General features: G+C 40.0%; 18 protein-coding genes. 9 read left to right on the forward strand and 9 right to left on the reverse strand.

Annotation, left to right across the window (positions count from 1 at the left end; genetic code table 11):
• Positions 1-365 precede the first annotated feature (365 nt).
• The gene (locus LC605_RS14390; RefSeq protein ID WP_229548205.1) at positions 366-731 is read left to right on the forward strand and encodes a beta/gamma crystallin-related protein; all 366 of its coding nucleotides are present in this window, start codon (positions 366-368) and stop codon (positions 729-731) included.
• A gap of 699 nt (positions 732-1430) precedes the next feature.
• Here the strand turns inward: LC605_RS14390 and LC605_RS14395 are convergent.
• Positions 1431-1805 carry a hypothetical protein gene (locus LC605_RS14395; RefSeq protein WP_229548206.1) on the reverse strand — a complete coding sequence of 125 codons (375 nt, stop codon included), beginning with the start codon at positions 1803-1805 and terminating at the stop codon, positions 1431-1433.
• Between the two features lie 218 nt (positions 1806-2023).
• On the opposite strand from LC605_RS14395, the gene LC605_RS14400 reads away from it, so the two are divergent.
• On the forward strand, positions 2024-2554 hold the full coding sequence (locus LC605_RS14400; protein ID WP_229548207.1) for an orange carotenoid protein N-terminal domain-containing protein: 531 nt from the start codon (positions 2024-2026) through the stop codon (positions 2552-2554).
• A 106-nt stretch (positions 2555-2660) separates the two neighbouring features.
• Here LC605_RS14400 and LC605_RS14405 read toward each other — a convergent pair whose 3' ends face one another.
• The 3 genes from LC605_RS14405 to LC605_RS14410 form a co-directional block, all read right to left on the reverse strand.
• Complete coding sequence (locus tag LC605_RS14405; RefSeq protein ID WP_267868532.1) at positions 2661-3425, reverse strand: ABC transporter ATP-binding protein; 765 nt, start codon at positions 3423-3425, stop codon at positions 2661-2663.
• Between the two features lie 7 nt (positions 3426-3432).
• Positions 3433-3543 carry a type II toxin-antitoxin system RelE/ParE family toxin gene (locus LC605_RS34165; protein ID WP_369010355.1) on the reverse strand — a complete coding sequence of 37 codons (111 nt, stop codon included), beginning with the start codon at positions 3541-3543 and terminating at the stop codon, positions 3433-3435.
• A 950-nt stretch (positions 3544-4493) separates the two neighbouring features.
• Positions 4494-4883 (reverse strand): DUF1499 domain-containing protein, encoded by a 390-nt coding sequence (locus LC605_RS14410; protein ID WP_229548208.1) that lies wholly within the window; start codon positions 4881-4883, stop codon positions 4494-4496.
• A gap of 164 nt (positions 4884-5047) precedes the next feature.
• On the opposite strand from LC605_RS14410, the gene LC605_RS14415 reads away from it, so the two are divergent.
• Positions 5048-6196 carry an alanine--glyoxylate aminotransferase family protein gene (locus LC605_RS14415; protein ID WP_229548209.1) on the forward strand — a complete coding sequence of 383 codons (1149 nt, stop codon included), beginning with the start codon at positions 5048-5050 and terminating at the stop codon, positions 6194-6196.
• A 289-nt stretch (positions 6197-6485) separates the two neighbouring features.
• Here the strand turns inward: LC605_RS14415 and LC605_RS14420 are convergent, their stop codons facing one another.
• From LC605_RS14420 to LC605_RS14435, 4 genes are all read right to left on the reverse strand, one after another.
• Complete coding sequence (locus LC605_RS14420; RefSeq protein WP_229548210.1) at positions 6486-6962, reverse strand: plasmid segregation centromere-binding protein ParR; 477 nt, start codon at positions 6960-6962, stop codon at positions 6486-6488.
• Between the two features lie 5 nt (positions 6963-6967).
• A complete protein-coding gene (locus tag LC605_RS14425) occupies positions 6968-8116 on the reverse strand; it encodes a ParM/StbA family protein (protein WP_229548211.1) in 1149 nt (382 codons plus the stop codon).
• A gap of 240 nt (positions 8117-8356) precedes the next feature.
• Entirely contained in the window at positions 8357-8980 is a 624-nt protein-coding gene (locus tag LC605_RS14430; RefSeq protein WP_229548212.1) for a DedA family protein, read from the reverse strand.
• A 406-nt stretch (positions 8981-9386) separates the two neighbouring features.
• Positions 9387-10469, reverse strand: a complete 1083-nt coding sequence (locus LC605_RS14435; protein WP_229548213.1) for a Gfo/Idh/MocA family protein — start codon at positions 10467-10469, stop codon at positions 9387-9389.
• A 234-nt stretch (positions 10470-10703) separates the two neighbouring features.
• On the opposite strand from LC605_RS14435, the gene queC reads away from it, so the two are divergent.
• The 5 genes from queC to LC605_RS14460 all read left to right on the forward strand — a co-directional run bounded on the left by queC (position 10704) and on the right by LC605_RS14460 (position 17440).
• Positions 10704-11381 (forward strand): 7-cyano-7-deazaguanine synthase QueC, encoded by a 678-nt coding sequence (gene queC / locus LC605_RS14440; RefSeq protein ID WP_229548214.1) that lies wholly within the window; start codon positions 10704-10706, stop codon positions 11379-11381.
• Between the two features lie 189 nt (positions 11382-11570).
• Positions 11571-12599 carry a hypothetical protein gene (locus LC605_RS14445; protein WP_229548215.1) on the forward strand — a complete coding sequence of 343 codons (1029 nt, stop codon included), beginning with the start codon at positions 11571-11573 and terminating at the stop codon, positions 12597-12599.
• A complete protein-coding gene (locus LC605_RS14450) occupies positions 12596-13525 on the forward strand; it encodes a MoxR family ATPase (RefSeq protein WP_309143264.1) in 930 nt (309 codons plus the stop codon). Before LC605_RS14445 ends, LC605_RS14450 begins: the two co-directional genes overlap by 4 nt.
• Positions 13515-15164, forward strand: coding sequence for a hypothetical protein (locus LC605_RS14455; protein WP_229548217.1), 1650 nt, complete (start codon positions 13515-13517; stop codon positions 15162-15164). Before LC605_RS14450 ends, LC605_RS14455 begins: the two co-directional genes overlap by 11 nt.
• Entirely contained in the window at positions 15161-17440 is a 2280-nt protein-coding gene (locus LC605_RS14460; protein ID WP_229548218.1) for a pentapeptide repeat-containing protein, read from the forward strand. The genes LC605_RS14455 and LC605_RS14460 overlap by 4 nt, the downstream gene beginning before the upstream one ends.
• A 43-nt stretch (positions 17441-17483) precedes the next feature.
• On the opposite strand, the gene LC605_RS14465 is transcribed toward LC605_RS14460, so the two are convergent.
• Positions 17484-18197, reverse strand: coding sequence for a hypothetical protein (locus LC605_RS14465; protein WP_229548219.1), 714 nt, complete (start codon positions 18195-18197; stop codon positions 17484-17486).
• Between the two features lie 288 nt (positions 18198-18485).
• On the opposite strand from LC605_RS14465, the gene LC605_RS14470 reads away from it, so the two are divergent.
• Positions 18486-18896, forward strand: a complete 411-nt coding sequence (locus LC605_RS14470) for a hypothetical protein (RefSeq protein WP_229548220.1) — start codon at positions 18486-18488, stop codon at positions 18894-18896.
• Positions 18897-18954 lie beyond the last annotated feature (58 nt).

Consider the following 18954-nt stretch of genomic DNA (forward strand, 5'->3'; position numbering starts at 1 on the left):
CCCCCCTTAAAAAGGGGGGTTAGGGGGCAATACAGTTCAGTTAAGCATTTCCTCCTTCTCTCTTCTCTCTGTGTTCTCTGCGCCCCTGTGGTTCGTAAAAAAAGAGTTTCAGCCCTTTTGTGAACCGTATTGGGTTAGAGGGGATCTTCGAGTTTGAAAATACGCCCTAGGGGGGTTAGGTTTGGGAGGCTTAGATGTTACTAAAAATACTTTTCAAACATCCTCTTAGAGAATTGGTATTAGAGTTTTTTACATTTTGTAAATAGTCAGGTTGATTTGTGCTTACCTACTAAGATCGAAACATAACTCATAGAGTTATACAACGCCAAAAAAAAGAAGTATTCACACTTAATTAGGAGAAAAAAATGAAAGAGAACCTCTTTGAAGCAATTCCTGCTATCAAGGAACTTGATGATGAAGATGCTGCTACCTATAGTGGTGGTGTAGCCTTTACTGGGAGCAACGACCCAGATGTAATTTTGTATAGAGATGGAGGATTCGCCGGCGGTAATCCTCTGGCTGTTAATGCATCACTAAATGATGGTATTAGGTACGTTGGTGATAATTTCAACGATATAACCTCATCTATTGTCATTATTCGGGGTGTATGGCGGTTCTATACAGACGCCAACTTTGGGGCATTTCAGAACACTCTTGGGCCAGGACTATACTCTAATCTCCCAGGGGGTATTTCAAACGACAGTATAAGTTCCCTCCGTCGTGTTGGATAGGTTTAGCTACCCTGCCGCCGTTATCGGGATTTTTGCCCAATAGACATCTCCCAAAAGGAATGTAGAGACGTAGCAGTGCTACGTCTCTACAAGGGTTCTTGGTAACGCATATTTAATTTCACCAGATGTCTAATAGACATCTCGGAAAAAGAATCTCAAACCTTTATTCTGTCTAAGTAGGTCGGCGCAATTAAAGCTAACTGGCTAAGGCTGTCATTAGTCATTTGTCCTTCGTCATTTACAAGGGTTTTAAGCCTATTTACGTTTCGTAACATATTTATGTTTTTTCGAGCCAACTTAACTTAGGTGAAAACCTAATTTTCGGAGATGTCTAAGAGGGTGTTTGAAAAGTCAGACAGATGGTAAAAAAGCTCTGTATGACTTGCTTGAGCCGGATGCTTTGTAAGTTTTCCTAATACGTGATATACATCATAGCCCCCTCCTTGTTTGCGGGGAGGGGGTTGGGGGTCTTTCAAGGGTAGGTTTTTTGGAATCTCGAAAATAGTTGAGAAAATTCTCAACTATTTACTGGAGTTTAGTCGTTTCAGAATTTTTAAATCGCGTGAAATAGTCAAAAAATGACCAAATACAAAATACCTACCTTTGTAAGGGGTTGGGGGTGGGGTTGCTATTCCTCATTCAACTGAGAACCGCTATAGTTAAACTTTTAACTTTTAACTATTAAATGTTAGGAAAAAATTACTTTTTCGCTTCACCCTTTTCCAAAGCTTGTTGTACTAAATCATCACTGACATTAGTTACACCTTCAGTCCTAGAATTCCCAACTTCCTTTGCTAACTCTAGATAATCGTCAGGATTACCAGTTGACTGCGCTTGAACTTTTGTCTCTTCTGGCTTCGAGATTTGATATTTAGGTGCAGTGGCTGCTTCGGCTGCTGCTGCACCTTCACCTGTGCGATCAACTTCACTCACGCTGAATTTTTGTGCAGCTGCATAATCAGCATCAAAATCCACCTTTGGCGCTTTTTCTTCACCACTAGCTATGCTTTCGGCAGCTAATTGGGCATCATGGGTGGGAGCTTCATTTAAATTGGGCTTTACTTCATCTGGCATAATTAAAAACCTTAAGGTAAATTTTTATTGCTAAGGCGATTTTAGCAAGTTAATGCACTGCTTCGTTGCTTCCTTAGGAGAGACTTTTACCTCTATTAAAAGGTAGATTAAAGCTAGACTTTCCAATTAATTTAACTCTTTCTATCGATAGTAGAATTTGATTCTCAAACTCTGGTAACACTTAGTTTGGCCTGTTAAATTTCCTTGGAAACAAAATTATGACTGCAAGTTACGATAAAACTATTTCTCAAGCCCAGAGCAATGAAACTCAAAAATTGGTGGATGCATTTAACGCCTTAGATACTGATGCTAAATTAGCCTGGTTCTATTTCGTTTATGAAAAAATGGGTGATTCCATCACGCCAGCTGCTCCGGCTGCGGCTGAACCAGAATTAGCGCCAATTTTGCTAGGAGATTATTTTGAATTATCGGATGAGCAGCAACTAGATATTATGCGGGATATAGTTAACCGCAAAGATACAGAATATTCTCGTGCCTATGGGGCGATAAAAGAAAACAACCAGTTGTTAGTTTGGTATGCTTGGGCAGTAGCTATGGGTGATACGGTGGTTGACTTACCAGCTAGCTACCGGCCAAGTAAGGCAATTAATGATCTGGTTTCCCAAATTGAAGGACTAGATTTTGAAGAGCAAATTTCGGTGTTTCGGACAATAGCTGGTGAAATGGGTTACACCGACGTCAAGCCGATCGCAACGCAAGCAGAAACTGGGAAAACGTCGAGTTTGTAATTAGACTAAATCCATATCCATAACGGTGATCAACAAAATCCCCGATTTGTTAAACAAGTCGGGGATCTGTGGCTTTTAATTCTTACAAATCAAATAGGCTTGCTGTTTATGACACAGCAACCTGACTCAGGTCAGATGGTGTGAGATTGGAGTGTACTACTTTACCATCACGGAACCAAACAATGCGCTGGGTTTGACGAGCAACTTCTGGTTCATGAGTTACCATGACAACGGTGATTCCACTAGCATTTAGTTCGCCAAAAATATCTAAGACTTCTTCAGTTGTGCGCGAATCGAGTGCGCCTGTGGGTTCATCGGCTAGGAGTACTACGGGACGATTGACGATCGCCCGAGCGATCGCTACTCTTTGTTGTTGTCCACCAGATAGTTGAGTTGGTTTGTTCTTGAGACGATTTGCTAAACCGACTCGTATCAGTGCTTCTATGGCGCGATCGCTTCTTTCTTTTGAATTGATGCTACCATAAACCATTGGCAGCATCACATTTTCTAATGCTGTGAGTTGGGGTAATAAATGGAATTGTTGGAAGACAAACCCCAGCTTTTTATTACGGATGTGTGCTAATGAGCGATCGTCCATCTGCGCCACATCGAGATTATCTAAATAATAGTGCCCAATACTAGGACGATCTAGACAGCCGATAATATTCATCGCTGTGGATTTACCTGAACCAGAGGGCCCCATGATTGAACAATATTCGCCCTCGTTGATAGTCAAATTCACATCGTTCAGCGCTCGAACTTCGGTTTCACCACTGCCATATATTTTATATATATTCTCCAAACGAATAATTGTTGATTTGGGGACAGGATTGGGAACTAGTGAATCGGTAATTGAAATAGTCTTTGCCATAAGGATTTTAGTTGATACTTAACCATTCAATCTTATTAATAATCCGTAGTCGCACCACTTGAGCCAGATTATCTAAATCAGTTATAGACTCTGGTTGAAAACTCACAGAATAACTCATTTAATGCTCTGTCTCATACCTTTTATAGACCTCCAATGCAGAAATAGTAGGTCTTCCTTCTAGCCGTTTTTGCCGTATTTCTAATAAATTTTGCTTGAACGACTCTTTAACTTTGTTTCCCTGGTCAGGATCAGCGAAGTATTCATCTAGAATTTCATCTACTGTATTACGGATCTAGTTTTGTAACCGTTCTGTCGTCATGTCTTTTATTTGCATAGTTTCTCCGAGCAATTAAATATACAGATAATTATACCAATTTTCACATTCCCCTAAATCCCCCTTAAAAAGCAATACACTTGGGTTAAGGCTAAAACTCTCAGTAAAAGTCAGTTTTTTTAACGAACCGCCATCGCGAGTGCGTCTCCCCCTGGGAGAAGGACGCCAACGCGAGTGCGTCTCGTAAGAGTTGGACGCAAAGAGAAGAAAGAAATCCTTAACTGAACTGTATTGCTTTAAAAAGGGGGACTTTAATTCTTCCCCCAATTTATCGGGGGGTTAGGGGGGATCAACAAGTGTAAAGATACAGCTAACTACTTTTCAAACATCCTCTAAGACAATAAATGAAGTTTCACAAATATTGCGATCGCAAATGTTAAGTAAGTCGGTGAGAATAAATCAACCTAGGTTAAGTAATGTAAAAAATCTTGATATTATTTTGTAGTGAGGGCTGAAGCCCTCAAATCAGGACTAAAGTCCAATACGGTTTACAAAAGGGCTGAAACTCTTTTTTTTACGAACCACAGAGGCGCAGAGAACACAGAGAGAAGAGAGAAGAGAGAAGGAGGAAATGCTTAACCCAAGTGTATTGGACTTTAGTCCTCTCTACGAGACGCACTCACGTTCACTACAAATCTTTAATTATTTACGCCGCTCTACTTATCTACTCCGGTTTAACTAATTCGTAATTTGTAATTAAGCTTGCCCATTAAGTTCGCAAGCTTAATTACAAATTACTTGAACTTCGTTCTAATTGTCTCTATTCGTTGACGATTAACACCTAAATCGCTCTGACCTAAGCGGGAAGCTGAACGCACTTGGATAACATTAGCATTCCGGTCTAAATAGAATTCTACATCATCGACAAATCGCAGTAAAGCACTTTTAAATTCTACATATAAATAATCTTGACTTTCGGTAATGATTTTGGTTCTTGGTAAAGACTGAATAATCTTTTTAAGATTAGTAATCGCTTCTTCTGGAGTAGATGTGAAACTTAGTGGTGCAATTTTGTGAGTTGCATCCGCACTCTGACTAGAAACGCAGTTAGGGGAATTAGGGCAGGGCGCTAATTTACCATTACTAATACCTAAATTATTTGGTCGGTTGCCAGCAAAAACCATAATTATGTCTCTGGGTAAGTGAATAAGTACAGTGTCACACATTTGTTTTAATCAGTGTAATACTTTGCGGCAATCGCATCTTCTGGCAAAGGAAAGATTCACTAAAACATTGGTGATGCGTTCGCTCTATGATGCGGTAAGTATCGTCTAGGCGAAGACAGATTATGACGCAAACAATTTCAATCAACGACTCTGACCACTTGCAACTGACACCTCTAGAAATCCCATCCCGTCTACTATTGGGCCCAGGCCCATCCAATGCCCATCCCACAGTTCTCCAGGCGATGAATACCTCACCCCTTGGGCATCTTGACCCAGCTTTTCTCGCACTCATGGATGAAATTCAGTCGTTGCTACGCTACGTATGGCAAACAGAAAACCCACTCACTATTGCAGTCAGTGGTACGGGAACAGCCGCAATGGAAGCAACCATCACCAATGCTGTAGAACCAGGTGATGTGGTTTTGATTGGTGTAGCTGGTTACTTTGGTAATCGCCTTGTGGATATGGCTGGACGATATGGTGCAGATGTGCGAACCATTACCAAACCTTGGGGACAAATCTTCAACCTCGACGAACTCCAAACTGCCTTAAAAACTCATCGTCCAGCTATTTTAGCTTTAGTTCATGCCGAAACCTCCACTGGCGCACGTCAACCCTTAGAAGGGGTTGCTGATTTGTGTGCTGAATTTGGCACTTTGCTGCTGGTGGATACGGTGACAAGTTTGGGTGGTGTCCCCTTGTTTTTAGATACTTGGGGAGTTGACCTCGCCTATAGTTGTAGCCAAAAAGGGTTGAGTTGTCCCCCTGGTGCTTCGCCTTTTACCATGAGTGCGCGTGCGGTTGAGAAATTGCAACAGCGCCAAAGGAAGGTTGCAAACTGGTATTTGGATATGTCCTTACTGAGCAAGTATTGGGGCCCTGAACGCACCTATCACCATACAGCACCGATTAATTTATACTATGCATTGCGGGAAGCACTGCGTTTGCTTGCAGAAGAGGGATTAGCAAACTCCTGGCAACGGCATCAAAAAAACGTAGAATATCTCTGGGAAGAGTTGGAGAATTTAGGACTGAGTATGCACGTCCAAGAGCAGTATAGACTGCCAACGCTTACCACTGTCCGCATTCCAGCAGGGGTAGACGGTAAGGCGATCGCCCGGCAATTACTCAATGAACATAATATTGAAATTGGCGGTGGTCTTGGCGAACTAGCTAATCAAGTCTGGCGCGTCGGACTGATGGGTTTTAATAGTCGTAAGGAAAGTGTTGACCAACTTGTGGCAGCACTGCGGCAGCTTTTACCTAAGTAGTTTTGGCAAAATTAGGTGCCTTTACTGTCTTCCTAACGCACCTGAGAAAAAGAGCGATCGCGCCATCTAGACAAATCTCAATAAACATTAATAATCCTTAATAGTATTAACTATTAAGGATTGTTGAGAGGAGCAAAAACTGCTCACAAGGGACTTCCAATAAATAAATTATTCAATCTTGTGGGGTGGGCGGAAATGCCCGCCCTTGACTACGGACGCTGGTGTCGCCCACCCCACAAGAAGTAGTTGAGTATTTTTTAAATTGGAAGTCCCCAAATCTAATTGTTCCTTAAAAATCATCGAGAAACTGACTAAGGCGACTGATTACAGGGTCAACCTCTTGAGGAGGGGTAGCAACCGGATAAGAAGTATTATTTACTACTTCTAATTGACTTGCAGACGGAATAAACGAGCGATCGTTGACTATCAGCGCCAGTTGTGCAACTTGTTGAGAAAGTTGCAGTAGATGGTGTTCCATCGCCTCCAAACGATTAGATCCCTTGGCAAAAAAACGTTCCTCAAGTCCAGCCACTTGACGTTGCAGCTCACCGATTTGTTGTTCAATCGGTGTTGCTGCTGTTTGTGGAGCAGGTTGTAGAGGTTCCGGTACACATAAAGATTGCCATAAGGCTTCTTTACAGAGGTCGCTGAAAGTCTTGTCTGGTTGTTTTTCCAAATAACTTTCTACTTGCGCTAACAAGCTTTCATCAGCAAGCTCTGGGTTGAACGTGACGGATTTAACTACCTTTTTTGACCATTGGAACATCAGCTTTATGCCCTAGCAGCGCGATTGGAGGATAATTGGGCCTCTCCATAAATATACTGCCCCAAAGCATTCGCTTGTCGTGAAGGTGCTGCTAAATGAGCATTAATCTTTGCTTCTTTGAGCAGACGTTGAACGTCGTCCCAAAAGAACTCACCACCCCCGCCAGTGAGAATTACATCGGTGACACGTTCTGGCAACCAGGCTAGCACACGGCTACAAATTTCGCGAGAAAACATCTCCGTAAGGTTGGGAAGAAAATCATCTAGGTTAGTGGGCTTGCTAGCCCCTTTAGGACGGTAATAGCGTTCACCTCTGGGTTTGTTAACAGCAGAAATCAGCGCTAGAGATTGACTATCTGCTCCCTCGATTTCGGCAGACACCAATTCATAAAACTTATTCATACCGAAGTCTTCGCTCCTAGAAGCACCTCTGGCAAAGCGGAAGTTATCTACCATCAAAAGATCGACGGTTTGATGTCCAATATCAACGATCGCCACCGATATTTTTGTAAAATCGGGACTGCCAGGACTTTTCTTCGGTTGAGCTTCAGACCACAGCAGGCTGCCGTAGCCCTCTGGCATTACCCAAACTTTATTGACGTTCAGCGACACAGATTCGCCTCGAAAGTTCAAGACATGAGGCCCACCTACTTGGCTGATTAACTGTGCTTTTTCCTTTTCAAATTGCTCTAAGGAAAGAAAAGGCAAACCAAGTACAACCGAAATATCGTCTTTGAGTTTGAAGTAGCCTGCACTTGCTAACACTTTTACCAGTGCAGCCTCTACCTTAGATTGTCCGACTCCTAGATTGGCCCCAAAATCTGCTGCCAATTGACCAACAGCATATCCATTTCCTTGATACTCCAGCCACAAATCCATTAAGGGGTCAGTAGCCCTGGCTTCAAAAACACCGCCGCGTACTTGTTCTATTGACATCTGCTTCACGTTGGCAGGTACGAACACCACATTATTCGGTTCGCGGCTTACACAAGTTTTTGTGGAAGTTCTGCCTAAATCAACACTGAGAATAGTTTTCCCTGGAACACCGCCTGGCTTGGCAGGATTAACAGCATTGATGGGAGTCGATGCTGACACTCGATTCATCGGTATAGCAGCAGCATTAATCGGGGTAGCGGCGGAAGGTTGGTCTGTCATGAAAGCTCCTAGTTCAAACTTAACTGTAAAAAGTTGTCATGCTCATCTTACAAAAATGCGAGCAACCAGAAATTCTAGGTTGCGTCAAGTGTAGCTAGAAATACGCCAAAAATTAATTCCGGCCATACCTCTGATCAGCTCATGCCTTCGCACATCTAGTATTATTTGGCATAGTGTAGGCGAATTTTGGCCAGATGTAACCCCTGCTTTCACTGCTTTCAAACCAAAAGCGTCCGTGTTTCATCTTCTAGTGCGTCTTAACTGGCGCTTGAATATCCAGAAAACAAATGCCAAAACCAGACCTCCAAGTACGATTTTCGATACAGGAGCAAGGTACTTGTCCACAAGTTCATACTGACTACCCAACGCGTATCCTGAGTATGTTAGCAAACCCACCCAAGCCGCGCTACCTACTGTTGTGTAAAACAGAAATGGTAGTAAGGGCATATTACTGATACCTGCGGGAACAGAAATCAAGGTGCGGATTCCTGGTACAAGACGACCAATTAATACTGCTTTTGTACCTTGTCGGTCAAACCACTTTTTAGCCTTGGTGATATCTTTACTGGATATAGCCAGCCATTTGCCATACTTGTCAGCCCAAGCTTTCAAACGGGTTTCGCCCAAAAATTTACCCGGGTAATACCAAATAAGTGCGCCCAATACAGAACCCAAAAGTCCTGCGAAAAACACACCAATGATATTGAGTTTTGCCCCTCCTGGTTGATATGGACTTGCTGTAAATCCAGCCAGTGGCATAATCAATTCTGAAGGAATCGGGGGAAAAAGGTTCTCTAGGAACATTAATAGGGCGATTCCCCAATAGCCAAAATAGTTGATAGTATTAGTTATCCATTCAAGCATTGAGTCAATTCCTAAAATTGCTGCATTATGAAAGTTGGTATCGCAACACAGAAACAGAGTAAGCCGAGTGCAAGTCTAGGGATCTGTTTGATTAATTTCGAGGGTTATAAAAATTCGTAAGTAGCTCTAGCCCTTGAGATTGAGCGATAAATCGCTCACTACGAACTTGACAAAATTAATGGAACGAACCACTAGGTTTTATTGTCTAATTTTTTAGATCCCCCTTAGTCGGTTTTTTAAAAGACTAGAGAGGATCTAAAGATTTGATGGCAAATTTAAAAACATACTTTAGGGTTTTCTTCTGAGGTTGCGGCTGTAGCAAAGTAGGGGAGAAAAGAGAGAAAATTTTACCTTGTCCCCCTCATCCCCCTCATCCCCCTCATCCCCCTCATCCCCTTTTCTTCTTCTAAGCTGTCGGAGTCAATGATTGTACTCTCGGTTCCGATTGCCAGTCTAAGGGATTCCAAACTCGATCTTCTAGGGCCATTTGCTCAATCAAACTTGCCAGTCTTAGGGCTTTGAGAGCTTGTTCACCACCTACTGAGGGTTGATTGCCACCGTGTACACAGTTGACAAAATGTTCTAACTCTGCGCTCAGGGGTTGAATATTGGTGGTGTAGACTTTTTCAATCACACCATCTTGCCTGTAAAGTACTTGTCGGTGGTCGGTGAGAGAATTGGCAGTGGTTTGTCGGTGAATTAAAATTTCATTCTTGAGAAAATCTGCCTCAGTGAATGAATTTTTGCAATGGGCGACAATCCGGCGAATTTTTCGGTGAGTGACTTTACTAGCAGTCAAAGTAGCAACAATACCATTAGCAAACCCCAAGGTGGCAGTTACGTAATCTAAATAACCAGAGTCTAGGGCGCGAGTACCGCTAGCAGTCAATTTCGTGACTGGGGAAGCAGCTAATTCCAAAAGTAGGTCGATGTCATGGATCATTAAATCCAGCACAACCGAAACATCGTTTGCCCGATCAGAGTAAGGACTCATCCTGTGGGCTTCTAGCGCCAGCAATTCCTCAGTTTTCAGGACTTGGCTCAGTTCTTTAAAAGCTGGGTTGAAACGCTCAATATGACCTACTTGCAGGATACACCCAGACTCAGCTGCGGCATTTACTAAAGACTCTGCCTCAGAAATACTGGCTGCGATCGGTTTTTCAATCAAAACATGAATTCCCGCCAACAGACAGTTGATACCCACGGCATAGTGCAGACGAGTGGGAACAGCTACACAAACTGCTTCCACAAGGGGTAGCAGGTCACAGTAATCTTCAAAAAAACGCACTTTATACTTGCTGGCAGTTTCTAACCCTCTCTCAACGTTAATATCTGCCACTCCCACTAGTTCAACATCTTTCATTGAACTCAGCACACGAGCGTGGTGTTGTCCCATGTTACCCACTCCAATCACGCCTATGCGGATCGGTCGTGGCTGGTTGCGCTGTGTATATGGATTCGGTTCTGCCACTGATATGCTATTTTGCACTATTATTCTCTCCTCAACCACCAAATTTAGAGACGCTACGGCCGTTGGCGTTTATACTCGAAAGCCGGTTACTATCCGTCTAAAACCATCCAGATGGTAACATAGAGCCTATGTTTATGAAGAATTTCAAAGTTTGTGATCGGTTCCCGTAATCCAAATATCTTTTGTATAGATAGTTTGGGCATCTTATGAAGGTGTGATTTGGCGATTTGAAATCCAAAATTTGCAACTGACATGAAAGCTGTAATTTTGTTATCTGGGGGATTAGACTCTTCCACTGTTCTGTACAAAGCTCAGGCTGATGGCTGTGAATGTCATGCTATTTCCTTTGATTACCAGCAGCGACACCGACGAGAGTTACAGTCAGCCGTCACCGTTGCTCAAAAAGCGGCGATCGCAAAACATCAGGTAGTTAATTTTGACTTACGACAATGGGGTGGTTCAGCCCTTACCGATAACGCCATTGATTTACCCCAGGAGCGATCGCTGGATGAAATGTCTCAAAATATTCCTGTCACCTATGTTCCGGCTCGTAATACCATATTTTTAAGCTTTGCTCTTGCTTATGCCGAAGCGATCGCAGCAGAGCGTGTCTATATCGGTGTCAATGCCTTAGATTACTCAGGATATCCTGATTGTCGTCCCGACTATATCCAGGCAATGCAGGAAGTTTTTCGCCTGGGAACCAAACAAGGGCGTGAGGGACAACCAATTAATATTGTTGCACCCCTAATCAACTTGAAAAAAACTGAAATTATCCAACTGGGGAACCAATTGGGAGTTCCTTGGGAGCTAACTTGGTCTTGCTATACCGGTGGAGATGTCGCCTGCGGTGTGTGTGATTCTTGTCGCTTACGGCTAGCAGCTTTTGCCGAATTGGGAATCGTAGATCCACTCACCTATGCTCAGTAGGGGTATTAAGAGTGCTGTTAACGGATAGCTATGGTTTAGCCCGTGTTAAGTGCTGAGTTATATCAAGTCCGGGTAATTAGTTATGATTCCCACAGTCGTTGCACCCCTTTTACAAATAAAACAATTCTGGTATATATCTGTAATAGAGTGTGTTGGCGATGTAGCTAGATAAAATCAAGTTGTCTTGAGATGGCACTCTCGGAACTAACTGTTACGGTATGTGTCACCACTTACATGAATCATCTTGAGAAATTACTGCAACTAGTTGAACTCCTAGATGAAAAGATTTTATTTCTAAAGGGTAAAGAAATTACCGAAGCAAACCCTTTAGTATTGTTTCAGCTTGTTCAAGAAATTGAAGAAGCAAAAACACAACGGGAAGTTCTCAAGCTAGAAATTGGAAGTATTAATTGCAGCGTAAATAGTCAAAAATTATACCTGGCTTTATTAAAATTAGGCTATAAAGACCAAATTCTCGCGTTTAAAAAATTTGTGCGATCACAATCTATTGGTGCGTTTCTGATCCACGGTTGTCCCGACTACGGACAACGTTGGCTGCTGAATCGTCTAGTGACGCAACATATCGACAGCGGAACGACTAACAAAACCTTACCCTTACCCGTAGAACTCCATCGCATCGGACGTAGAACAGATATTTCTACCCTTTGGCGAGAACTTGGGGGACGTTTTGGTTTGCACAGACAAAATACAGCTCCAGAAATAATTGATCGCGTTTATCAATGCTGGCAAACACAAAACGTTGTGCTGATTTTTCACGACGTTAATTGTATGCCAGAAAATTATTTAGAGAAATTAATCCATGAATTTTGGCTACCACTAGCAACACAGGCACGAAAGACAGCATCATCTACGCAAAAATACAGATTATTAATGTTACTTGTAGACTATGAAGGCTGTGTGGGAACGCGAGAAACACTATTTTTTGAGAGAATTGAACCCAATTGGGAAGCCAAAATACCCGTTAAATTACCCGTTATCAATCGATTTTGTAAGCATGAGCTAAACGAGTGGTTGAATACAGTAGAGATGGAATTTGATGAATTACCTTTGACTGAAGTAATTAGTCAAAAAAACGACCTCGGACAAGAAATTTTAGACAATAGCGACAGTGGCATTCCTGAACTGGCATTTTCGGAGATATGCGATCGCTGTGAGTGTAACTGGTATGAAGTAAAAGATAAGTGGTTAACACTGTGAATTATAAACAACTTGAGTATACAGGAAAAGTACAGCCGAAATTGGGCGATCGCGATCTAAATGGGCAACTTTTGTATCCTTATTTACCCTACGATGAGTTAATCGAAGCGGTAAATTTAGCAATTTACCTCGAACGTCCGTTACTACTCAAAGGTGAACCGGGATGCGGTAAAACTCGGTTAGCACGTGCAGTTGCCTACGAATTGGATTTACCATTAGAAGCCTGGTATATCAAATCTACCACCCGTGCAAAAGATGGACGTTATACCTACGATGCTGTCGGTAGACTAAGAGATGCTCAACTTGCTGCTACGGCAAGAATGATTAAAGATGAAGATATACCCCGTATTACCAATCCTGCAACCTATGTACAATGGGGAGCATTGGGACGTGCATTTCAAAATACAGAGCGCACGGTGGTCTTAATTGATGAAATCGATAAAGCTGACATTGATTTTCCCAACGATTTACTTTTGGAACTTGATGAACAACGCTTTATTGTTGATGAAACAGGAGAAAATATTCAAGCCAAAGCAGCACCAATAGTTTTTATTACCAGCAACGACGAGAAGGACTTACCCGATGCTTTTTTGCGGAGGTGTCTGTTTCACAAAGTGGAATTTCCTAGCATCCCCAGGTTAGTCGAAATAGTTAACAGTCACTTTCCCGCAGCACCAGAAGCGTTGATAAATAAAGCTCTGGCAAGATTTTTGAAATTGCGTGACGATATGGCGAAAGATAAGGGAGAAACCGGAAAGAAAGTCACTACCAGCGAGTTAATTGATTGGTTTCGCGTTTTGCGTAGGTATCCCGAAGATGAGGTTTTAGCAAAATTGGAATTGGATGGGAAATTGCCCTATGCGGAGGTATTGTTGAAGACTTGGGATGACCATCTGCGATATTTGAGAGGGAGTCGTGGACGCTAATAACTTACCCTTGCTGGAACTATTTACTAGGTTACAGGATGCTGGTTTACCACTTGGGATTGATGAGTATAAATTAGTTTTAAAGTCCTTGCAAGGTGGGTTTGGAATTAGTGACAAAGCTGCTTTGAAAAGGTTATGTCAGACTTTATGGGTCAAATCTGAGGAAGAAAAGCGGTTATTCGATTATTATTTTGAAAAAGTCATAGTAAACGATAATAACTATGTCAATTCAGGTTCATCAAGCTCCATTATTTCTGAATCTAAAATTTCCTTAAATCCTTATCAAAGATGGTTAATTAATATTCGTTCACTTGTTAATTCAATTATGAAGATAAAATTTTTAATTATAACATTTTTAAGTACAATTACAATTGTTATAATTATTAATTTGTTATTTTTATTAGTAAATTTTCCCCCAAAATTTTTAAGTCAACCTGTAACAGAGGTAAAAATAGGCGAATTATATATATATAATATTGAAGCCAAAGACTTAAATAGAAATGACGTTTTGACTGTTACTGCTCAACAAAAACCTTCATGGCTAAATTTAACTAATTATGGAAATGGAAAAGCAGTTTTGCAGGGAATAATTACCTCTGAAACTGCTTTACAGCAAGCTAAGACAGATTCTTATGTTAAGTTACAAGTCACTGACAATCGCGGTGCTAAAGATATACAGTCATTTGAAATAAATGGGTCTTCCATTCAATATAATATTTGGATTTGGATATTTTTATTTATTTTGATTGCTCTAATTTTTGTATATATAATTTTTAGAAGATTTACCGAAGTCAATGTAGATGCTCAAAATATTATCCGTAGTTTTCTATCTTTACGTAAGCATAGTATTTCTCAAATTGATTCCAGTCCATATTTACAAAGAAAATGGCAAGCAGATGAGAAGTTGCCCTTTTCTTCATTAACAGATGCTAACAATAGAAAAAAAACAAGAAAAATCAAAAAACCTGATAGTTTTGTTGTTACTGATGAATATTTTCCTGTGACTCGTCGGCAGATGAAGCAAAGCTGGCGTTATTTACGTAGAGTTATCAGGCAAGGTCTGCCAACGGAACTAGATGTTGATGCAACAATTAAAAAAATCGTAGAACAAAGTATATTTCTGGAACCAATATTAGTACCACCCAAAGTCAATAAAACAAATTTGATATTACTTATCGATCGCGATGGCTCGATGTTACCTTTTCATATTTTTTCGGAACGATTAACTGAAACAGCTGTTAGAGGAGGACGCTTACAACAAGCTAATACATATTACTTTCATAACTGTCCAATAGAATATCTTTACCAAGACTCTTATTTTCAAAAAGCAGAACTAATTCATGATCTTTTCGGTAGTTTTCAATCTCAGAATGTAGTTGTGCTGTTTTTTAGTGATGCAGGTGCAGCACGGGGAAGATTTAATTCAGAAAGACTTAAATTAACAGAAAATTTTCTAGAATTTTTGAGAAAACGTGTTAAATATATTGCTTGGATCAATCCCATGCCACGTTCGCGTTGGTTCGGTACAACAGCTAATGAAATCGCCAAGATTGTTCCAATGTTTGAATTGAGTCGTCATGGTTTAGATAATGCCATTAGGATATTACGGGGCAATTTCTTTGGGGGATATAGGCAATGAGTGAAATAAATTCCTCAACTATTTCGGTTGATGAAAGAAAATCGGAAATTGTAACCCGACGCATTGCATCTTTTGAGGAACATTTTGGCGAACCACATTTGTTTTTTGCTTATCATGCAGCTATTGCAGCTGCACTCTCTCCTGATTTATTGTATCGCTTGCGGCTACACTTTTGCCTAGATATTCATGGTCAATTACTCAATGTTCCTTGGGAAGCTGTTGCAGATGTTCTTCTTTCTGGATTTTGTCATGAAGTGGGATACGAACTTTATGAGATGGATGTCGAAGTACGAAATCAGCTATTAAGCCAATTGAAAAAACATGAAAAATTTGGGCAAGAAAGAGTCAAGCAATTATCTGAGTTTATCATAGGTTACGTTCATCAAGACCTTTATAGTGATGACTTATATATTCGAGATTTAGCTGAAGCTCAATGGCTGACAGCGTTAGCTCAGACACGTCCTAGACAAGCAGCCCATGAATTGGCTTTGATTTTTGCTAACTTGAACCATAATGATAAATCTGAAATTATCCGAATGGCATCGCTATTAAAAACACTTGGAAAGACTTTCGCAGACGAATTCACAGCACTATGTAGTTATGCTCAAGGAATGGCAATGTTTGCCCGTGGAAATTTGGATAGTGCAACAGATGAATTGGGCAAGTTAGTTGAACCAGGAAAAAATATTACAAGGATTGTTGGAGTTAATTTACCTATTCCTAAAGAAGTCAAAGACAAACTTGACGTTTTACCTTCAAAAGCATATAAAAATTATCGTCGTACAAATCTTAGAGGTCGAACTTTTAAAGGTAATGACCTCAGATATGCCGACTTTTCCTATTGCGATATTCGAGGAGCCAATTTTACTAATGCTAATCTTATTGGTGCAAACTTTAGTTATACAATTACCGGATTACGACGTTACTATGTAATTATATTAATTCTGTTTTCATTACTCTTATCAATACTATTAGCTTCTACTTTCATAAGTTTTGGTTATGCCTTACATAATTTTATATTTAAGCCAAGTAGTGAAATTTTCTTGTCATTTACTTTCTTTAGTTTGATAGTTTTTACACTGTTTCATATCATTATTTTTAACAAGGGTATTGAAGCAACCGTAGGAGCGATCGCTCTTGCAACTTTTGGCAGTTTGGTTCTATTTTTTACTCTTTTTGCAACTTGGGCAGCTGGGGGTTGGGGCTGGATAATAGTTTTGATTTTTGGAACTTCTGGAATTTTAACTCTAATAGCGGCTGCAAGTTCTTCTGGTAATGGTGCATTGGGCTTTATGGGAGTTTGGTCTGGATTGTGGATTATCGGTGCTGGTTTCATTTCTGCCGTCCTGTGTTTTATCTTTGTAATTGCGGCAATATTTGCAACTAATCTACCTCCTGGGTTTCCAGATTGGTTTTCGGGTACATTTTGGTTTTTTGGAATATTTTTATTTGGATTAATAACTGTCGGAATAACAATTGTCGAGGCTTTGTTTTGGGTTATAGCAGGAACAATTGGTAAGGCTTGGGTTTGGACAATAGGTTTTGTTGGGATTGTACTATGGCTGATAACTCTATTAATGACATTGTTTGAAACTGGAATTGAAGCTGCGATCGCAGTTATACTTTTAGCGGCCCCTGGTGCTTATATCGGTTGGTGTGCATCAGATGGAGATGAGAAATATTGTTTTATTTGGAAAACTGCACTTTTCTTTACGACTATAGGAGGAACCAGCTTTAGAGGAGCTAATTTAACAGATGCCAACTTCTCTTATGCAAGACTTAACAACGCTGATTTGAGAAAAGCTAATATTACGCGAACTAACTGGTTTGAATGTAAGAAGCTATATCAAGTTAACTTTAGTCAAAGCTATTTGAAGAATTCGCAAATTCGAGAATTATTGGTTACGAGAATGGGACAAGGAAAAAATCTCGAAGGTTTTTCATTACGAGGATTAGATTTATCTGGGATTAATTTAGCAGACGCAAGTCTAATTAGCACAGACATGAGAGAAACAAATTTACAAGATGCTGATTTATCAAGGACAAAGTTAATTAAAACACACCTTGACAAAGCTGATTTAACTGGTAGTTGTTTAACAGGTGCTTGCATTGAAGACTGGAAAATTACACAACAGACTAAATTAGATGGGATAGAGTGTGATTATATTTATAGGCGATTATCATCACCACAAAATCCTGACCCGGCTCGCCAACCATCTGACCATAATGAAATATTTGAAATCGGAGAATTCGCTGAATGGATACAGAATTTTTAGCTTGATTATTTTTTATTGTTCACTCAACACCTATGAGCATATTTTATTCTCCACTTCTCAAAGCTCTCAAATTCATATACAAAAGTAATTCATAAGCTATCAATATTGGATTTGACATTAGTATAAATGCTCCAACAACTAATGAAGATATAATATTGGCATAAAGTGAAGGTGACGTTCCCAAAAAAACCTCCCAGCCTGAAACACTAAAAGCATTAGCAGCAACAAATGGAATAAGTATTATGGGTATCCATAGAAGTATCGATACGACTAATAAAGCCCAAAAAACAGACCACCATTTTCCTTTAACTAATTGCCAACTCTGTCTAATCCCATCTGCTGCCGAACAATTTTCAATCACAATTGCGTAGGGAGCAAATGCTAAACGATTGCTAACATATATTCCAGGAACTATTAATAATAAAAAAGCAGGTAAAGTGATTAAATAAATTAATACGTTACAAAGAAGTATTTGGAGGTACTTACCAATCACAAATTTGAGAGAGTTATAAATAGTAGTATCACTATTTATAAGATATTGATAAATATAAAAAAAAGCTGAGAATTTAGAGATAGTCTGAATAGATAGTCCATACAAAAAACCTAATAAAATAGATAAATTATTAGGAATAAATAGTGAAACTATGATAAATATTCCATAAGGAATAAATAGTAATAAAACTAATTTATGTATTGGAGTAACTAAAGTACGCGAATCTTTTAATAAACGAATAGGATTTCTAGATTGAGGGTTCATCTTTATTAATTGTGTATATTCATACTTGTAATAAAGGTTCTCACTTTACGAGTATCTTTACTATTTTTTTAATATTATCTTTATAAATAACTTCTGCTTTGCTGTTAGTTCGTTTTTTATCGAGGCTTTGAATGAAGAATATCAAGCAGAACTGAAAACTTAACAAACTCGTTATATGTAACAAATTAATAAGTTTTTACTAAAATGGTGTTCGATATCTTTGGTCACCTTTGCGATCGCCTTGCCTGTTATCAGGTATCCTAGATACTTAGTATAGAGGACTGAGCGATGACGCAAGATATTCACAAACAACTGCAAGATAATTATGAGTTGTTGCAAAATAAGCTTTTATTTCTACAACGAGAAAAAATCATTAAAGTTGATGCAGCTACTCGTTTTCAATTAGAGCAGGAAATTAAGGAAGTTCAAACGCAAATTCAAGAAGTTGAACAGGAAATCAAAAAACAGCAAGCGAAGTTATCAACAAATTTTAAAGAAAATTCAAATCCTAGTGGAGTAACAGCTGCATCTGCTTCCTCACCTAAATTTCCGATTAAACTAACTCAGCAACAAAAAATCTTGATTTTGACAGCAATTCCTCACGGACTCTGCTTAGATAAAGAGATTCGAGAAAATACGATACTTATATCTCCAAGAGCAAATTCCGTTAAGATACTTAGCCCAAGTTACGGTTTATGAAATTTAGGTTTTTTGTCGATTCGCGCAATACCTGCGGCGTATGCGTAAGCACACCACA

The sequence above is a fragment of the Nostoc sp. CHAB 5836 genome (genome assembly GCF_020829445.1).
GTDB lineage: Bacteria > Cyanobacteriota > Cyanobacteriia > Cyanobacteriales > Nostocaceae > Nostoc.

Excerpts from the sequence above, each read along its gene's own strand:
- LC605_RS14390 (WP_229548205.1), top strand. The coding sequence starts at position 366 with ATGAAAGAGAACCTCTTTGAAGCAATTCCTGCTATCAAGGAACTTGAT.
- LC605_RS14395 (WP_229548206.1), bottom strand. The coding sequence starts at position 1,805 with ATGCCAGATGAAGTAAAGCCCAATTTAAATGAAGCTCCCACCCATGAT.
- LC605_RS14400 (WP_229548207.1), top strand. The coding sequence starts at position 2,024 with ATGACTGCAAGTTACGATAAAACTATTTCTCAAGCCCAGAGCAATGAA.
- LC605_RS14405 (WP_267868532.1), bottom strand. The coding sequence starts at position 3,425 with ATGGCAAAGACTATTTCAATTACCGATTCACTAGTTCCCAATCCTGTC.
- LC605_RS34165 (WP_369010355.1), bottom strand. The coding sequence starts at position 3,543 with ATGAGTTATTCTGTGAGTTTTCAACCAGAGTCTATAACTGATTTAGAT.
- LC605_RS14410 (WP_229548208.1), bottom strand. The coding sequence starts at position 4,883 with ATGGTTTTTGCTGGCAACCGACCAAATAATTTAGGTATTAGTAATGGT.
- LC605_RS14415 (WP_229548209.1), top strand. The coding sequence starts at position 5,048 with ATGACGCAAACAATTTCAATCAACGACTCTGACCACTTGCAACTGACA.
- LC605_RS14420 (WP_229548210.1), bottom strand. The coding sequence starts at position 6,962 with ATGTTCCAATGGTCAAAAAAGGTAGTTAAATCCGTCACGTTCAACCCA.
- LC605_RS14425 (WP_229548211.1), bottom strand. The coding sequence starts at position 8,116 with ATGACAGACCAACCTTCCGCCGCTACCCCGATTAATGCTGCTGCTATA.
- LC605_RS14430 (WP_229548212.1), bottom strand. The coding sequence starts at position 8,980 with ATGCTTGAATGGATAACTAATACTATCAACTATTTTGGCTATTGGGGA.
- queC (WP_229548214.1), top strand. The coding sequence starts at position 10,704 with ATGAAAGCTGTAATTTTGTTATCTGGGGGATTAGACTCTTCCACTGTT.
- LC605_RS14445 (WP_229548215.1), top strand. The coding sequence starts at position 11,571 with ATGGCACTCTCGGAACTAACTGTTACGGTATGTGTCACCACTTACATG.
- LC605_RS14460 (WP_229548218.1), top strand. The coding sequence starts at position 15,161 with ATGAGTGAAATAAATTCCTCAACTATTTCGGTTGATGAAAGAAAATCG.
- LC605_RS14465 (WP_229548219.1), bottom strand. The coding sequence starts at position 18,197 with ATGAACCCTCAATCTAGAAATCCTATTCGTTTATTAAAAGATTCGCGT.
- LC605_RS14470 (WP_229548220.1), top strand. The coding sequence starts at position 18,486 with ATGACGCAAGATATTCACAAACAACTGCAAGATAATTATGAGTTGTTG.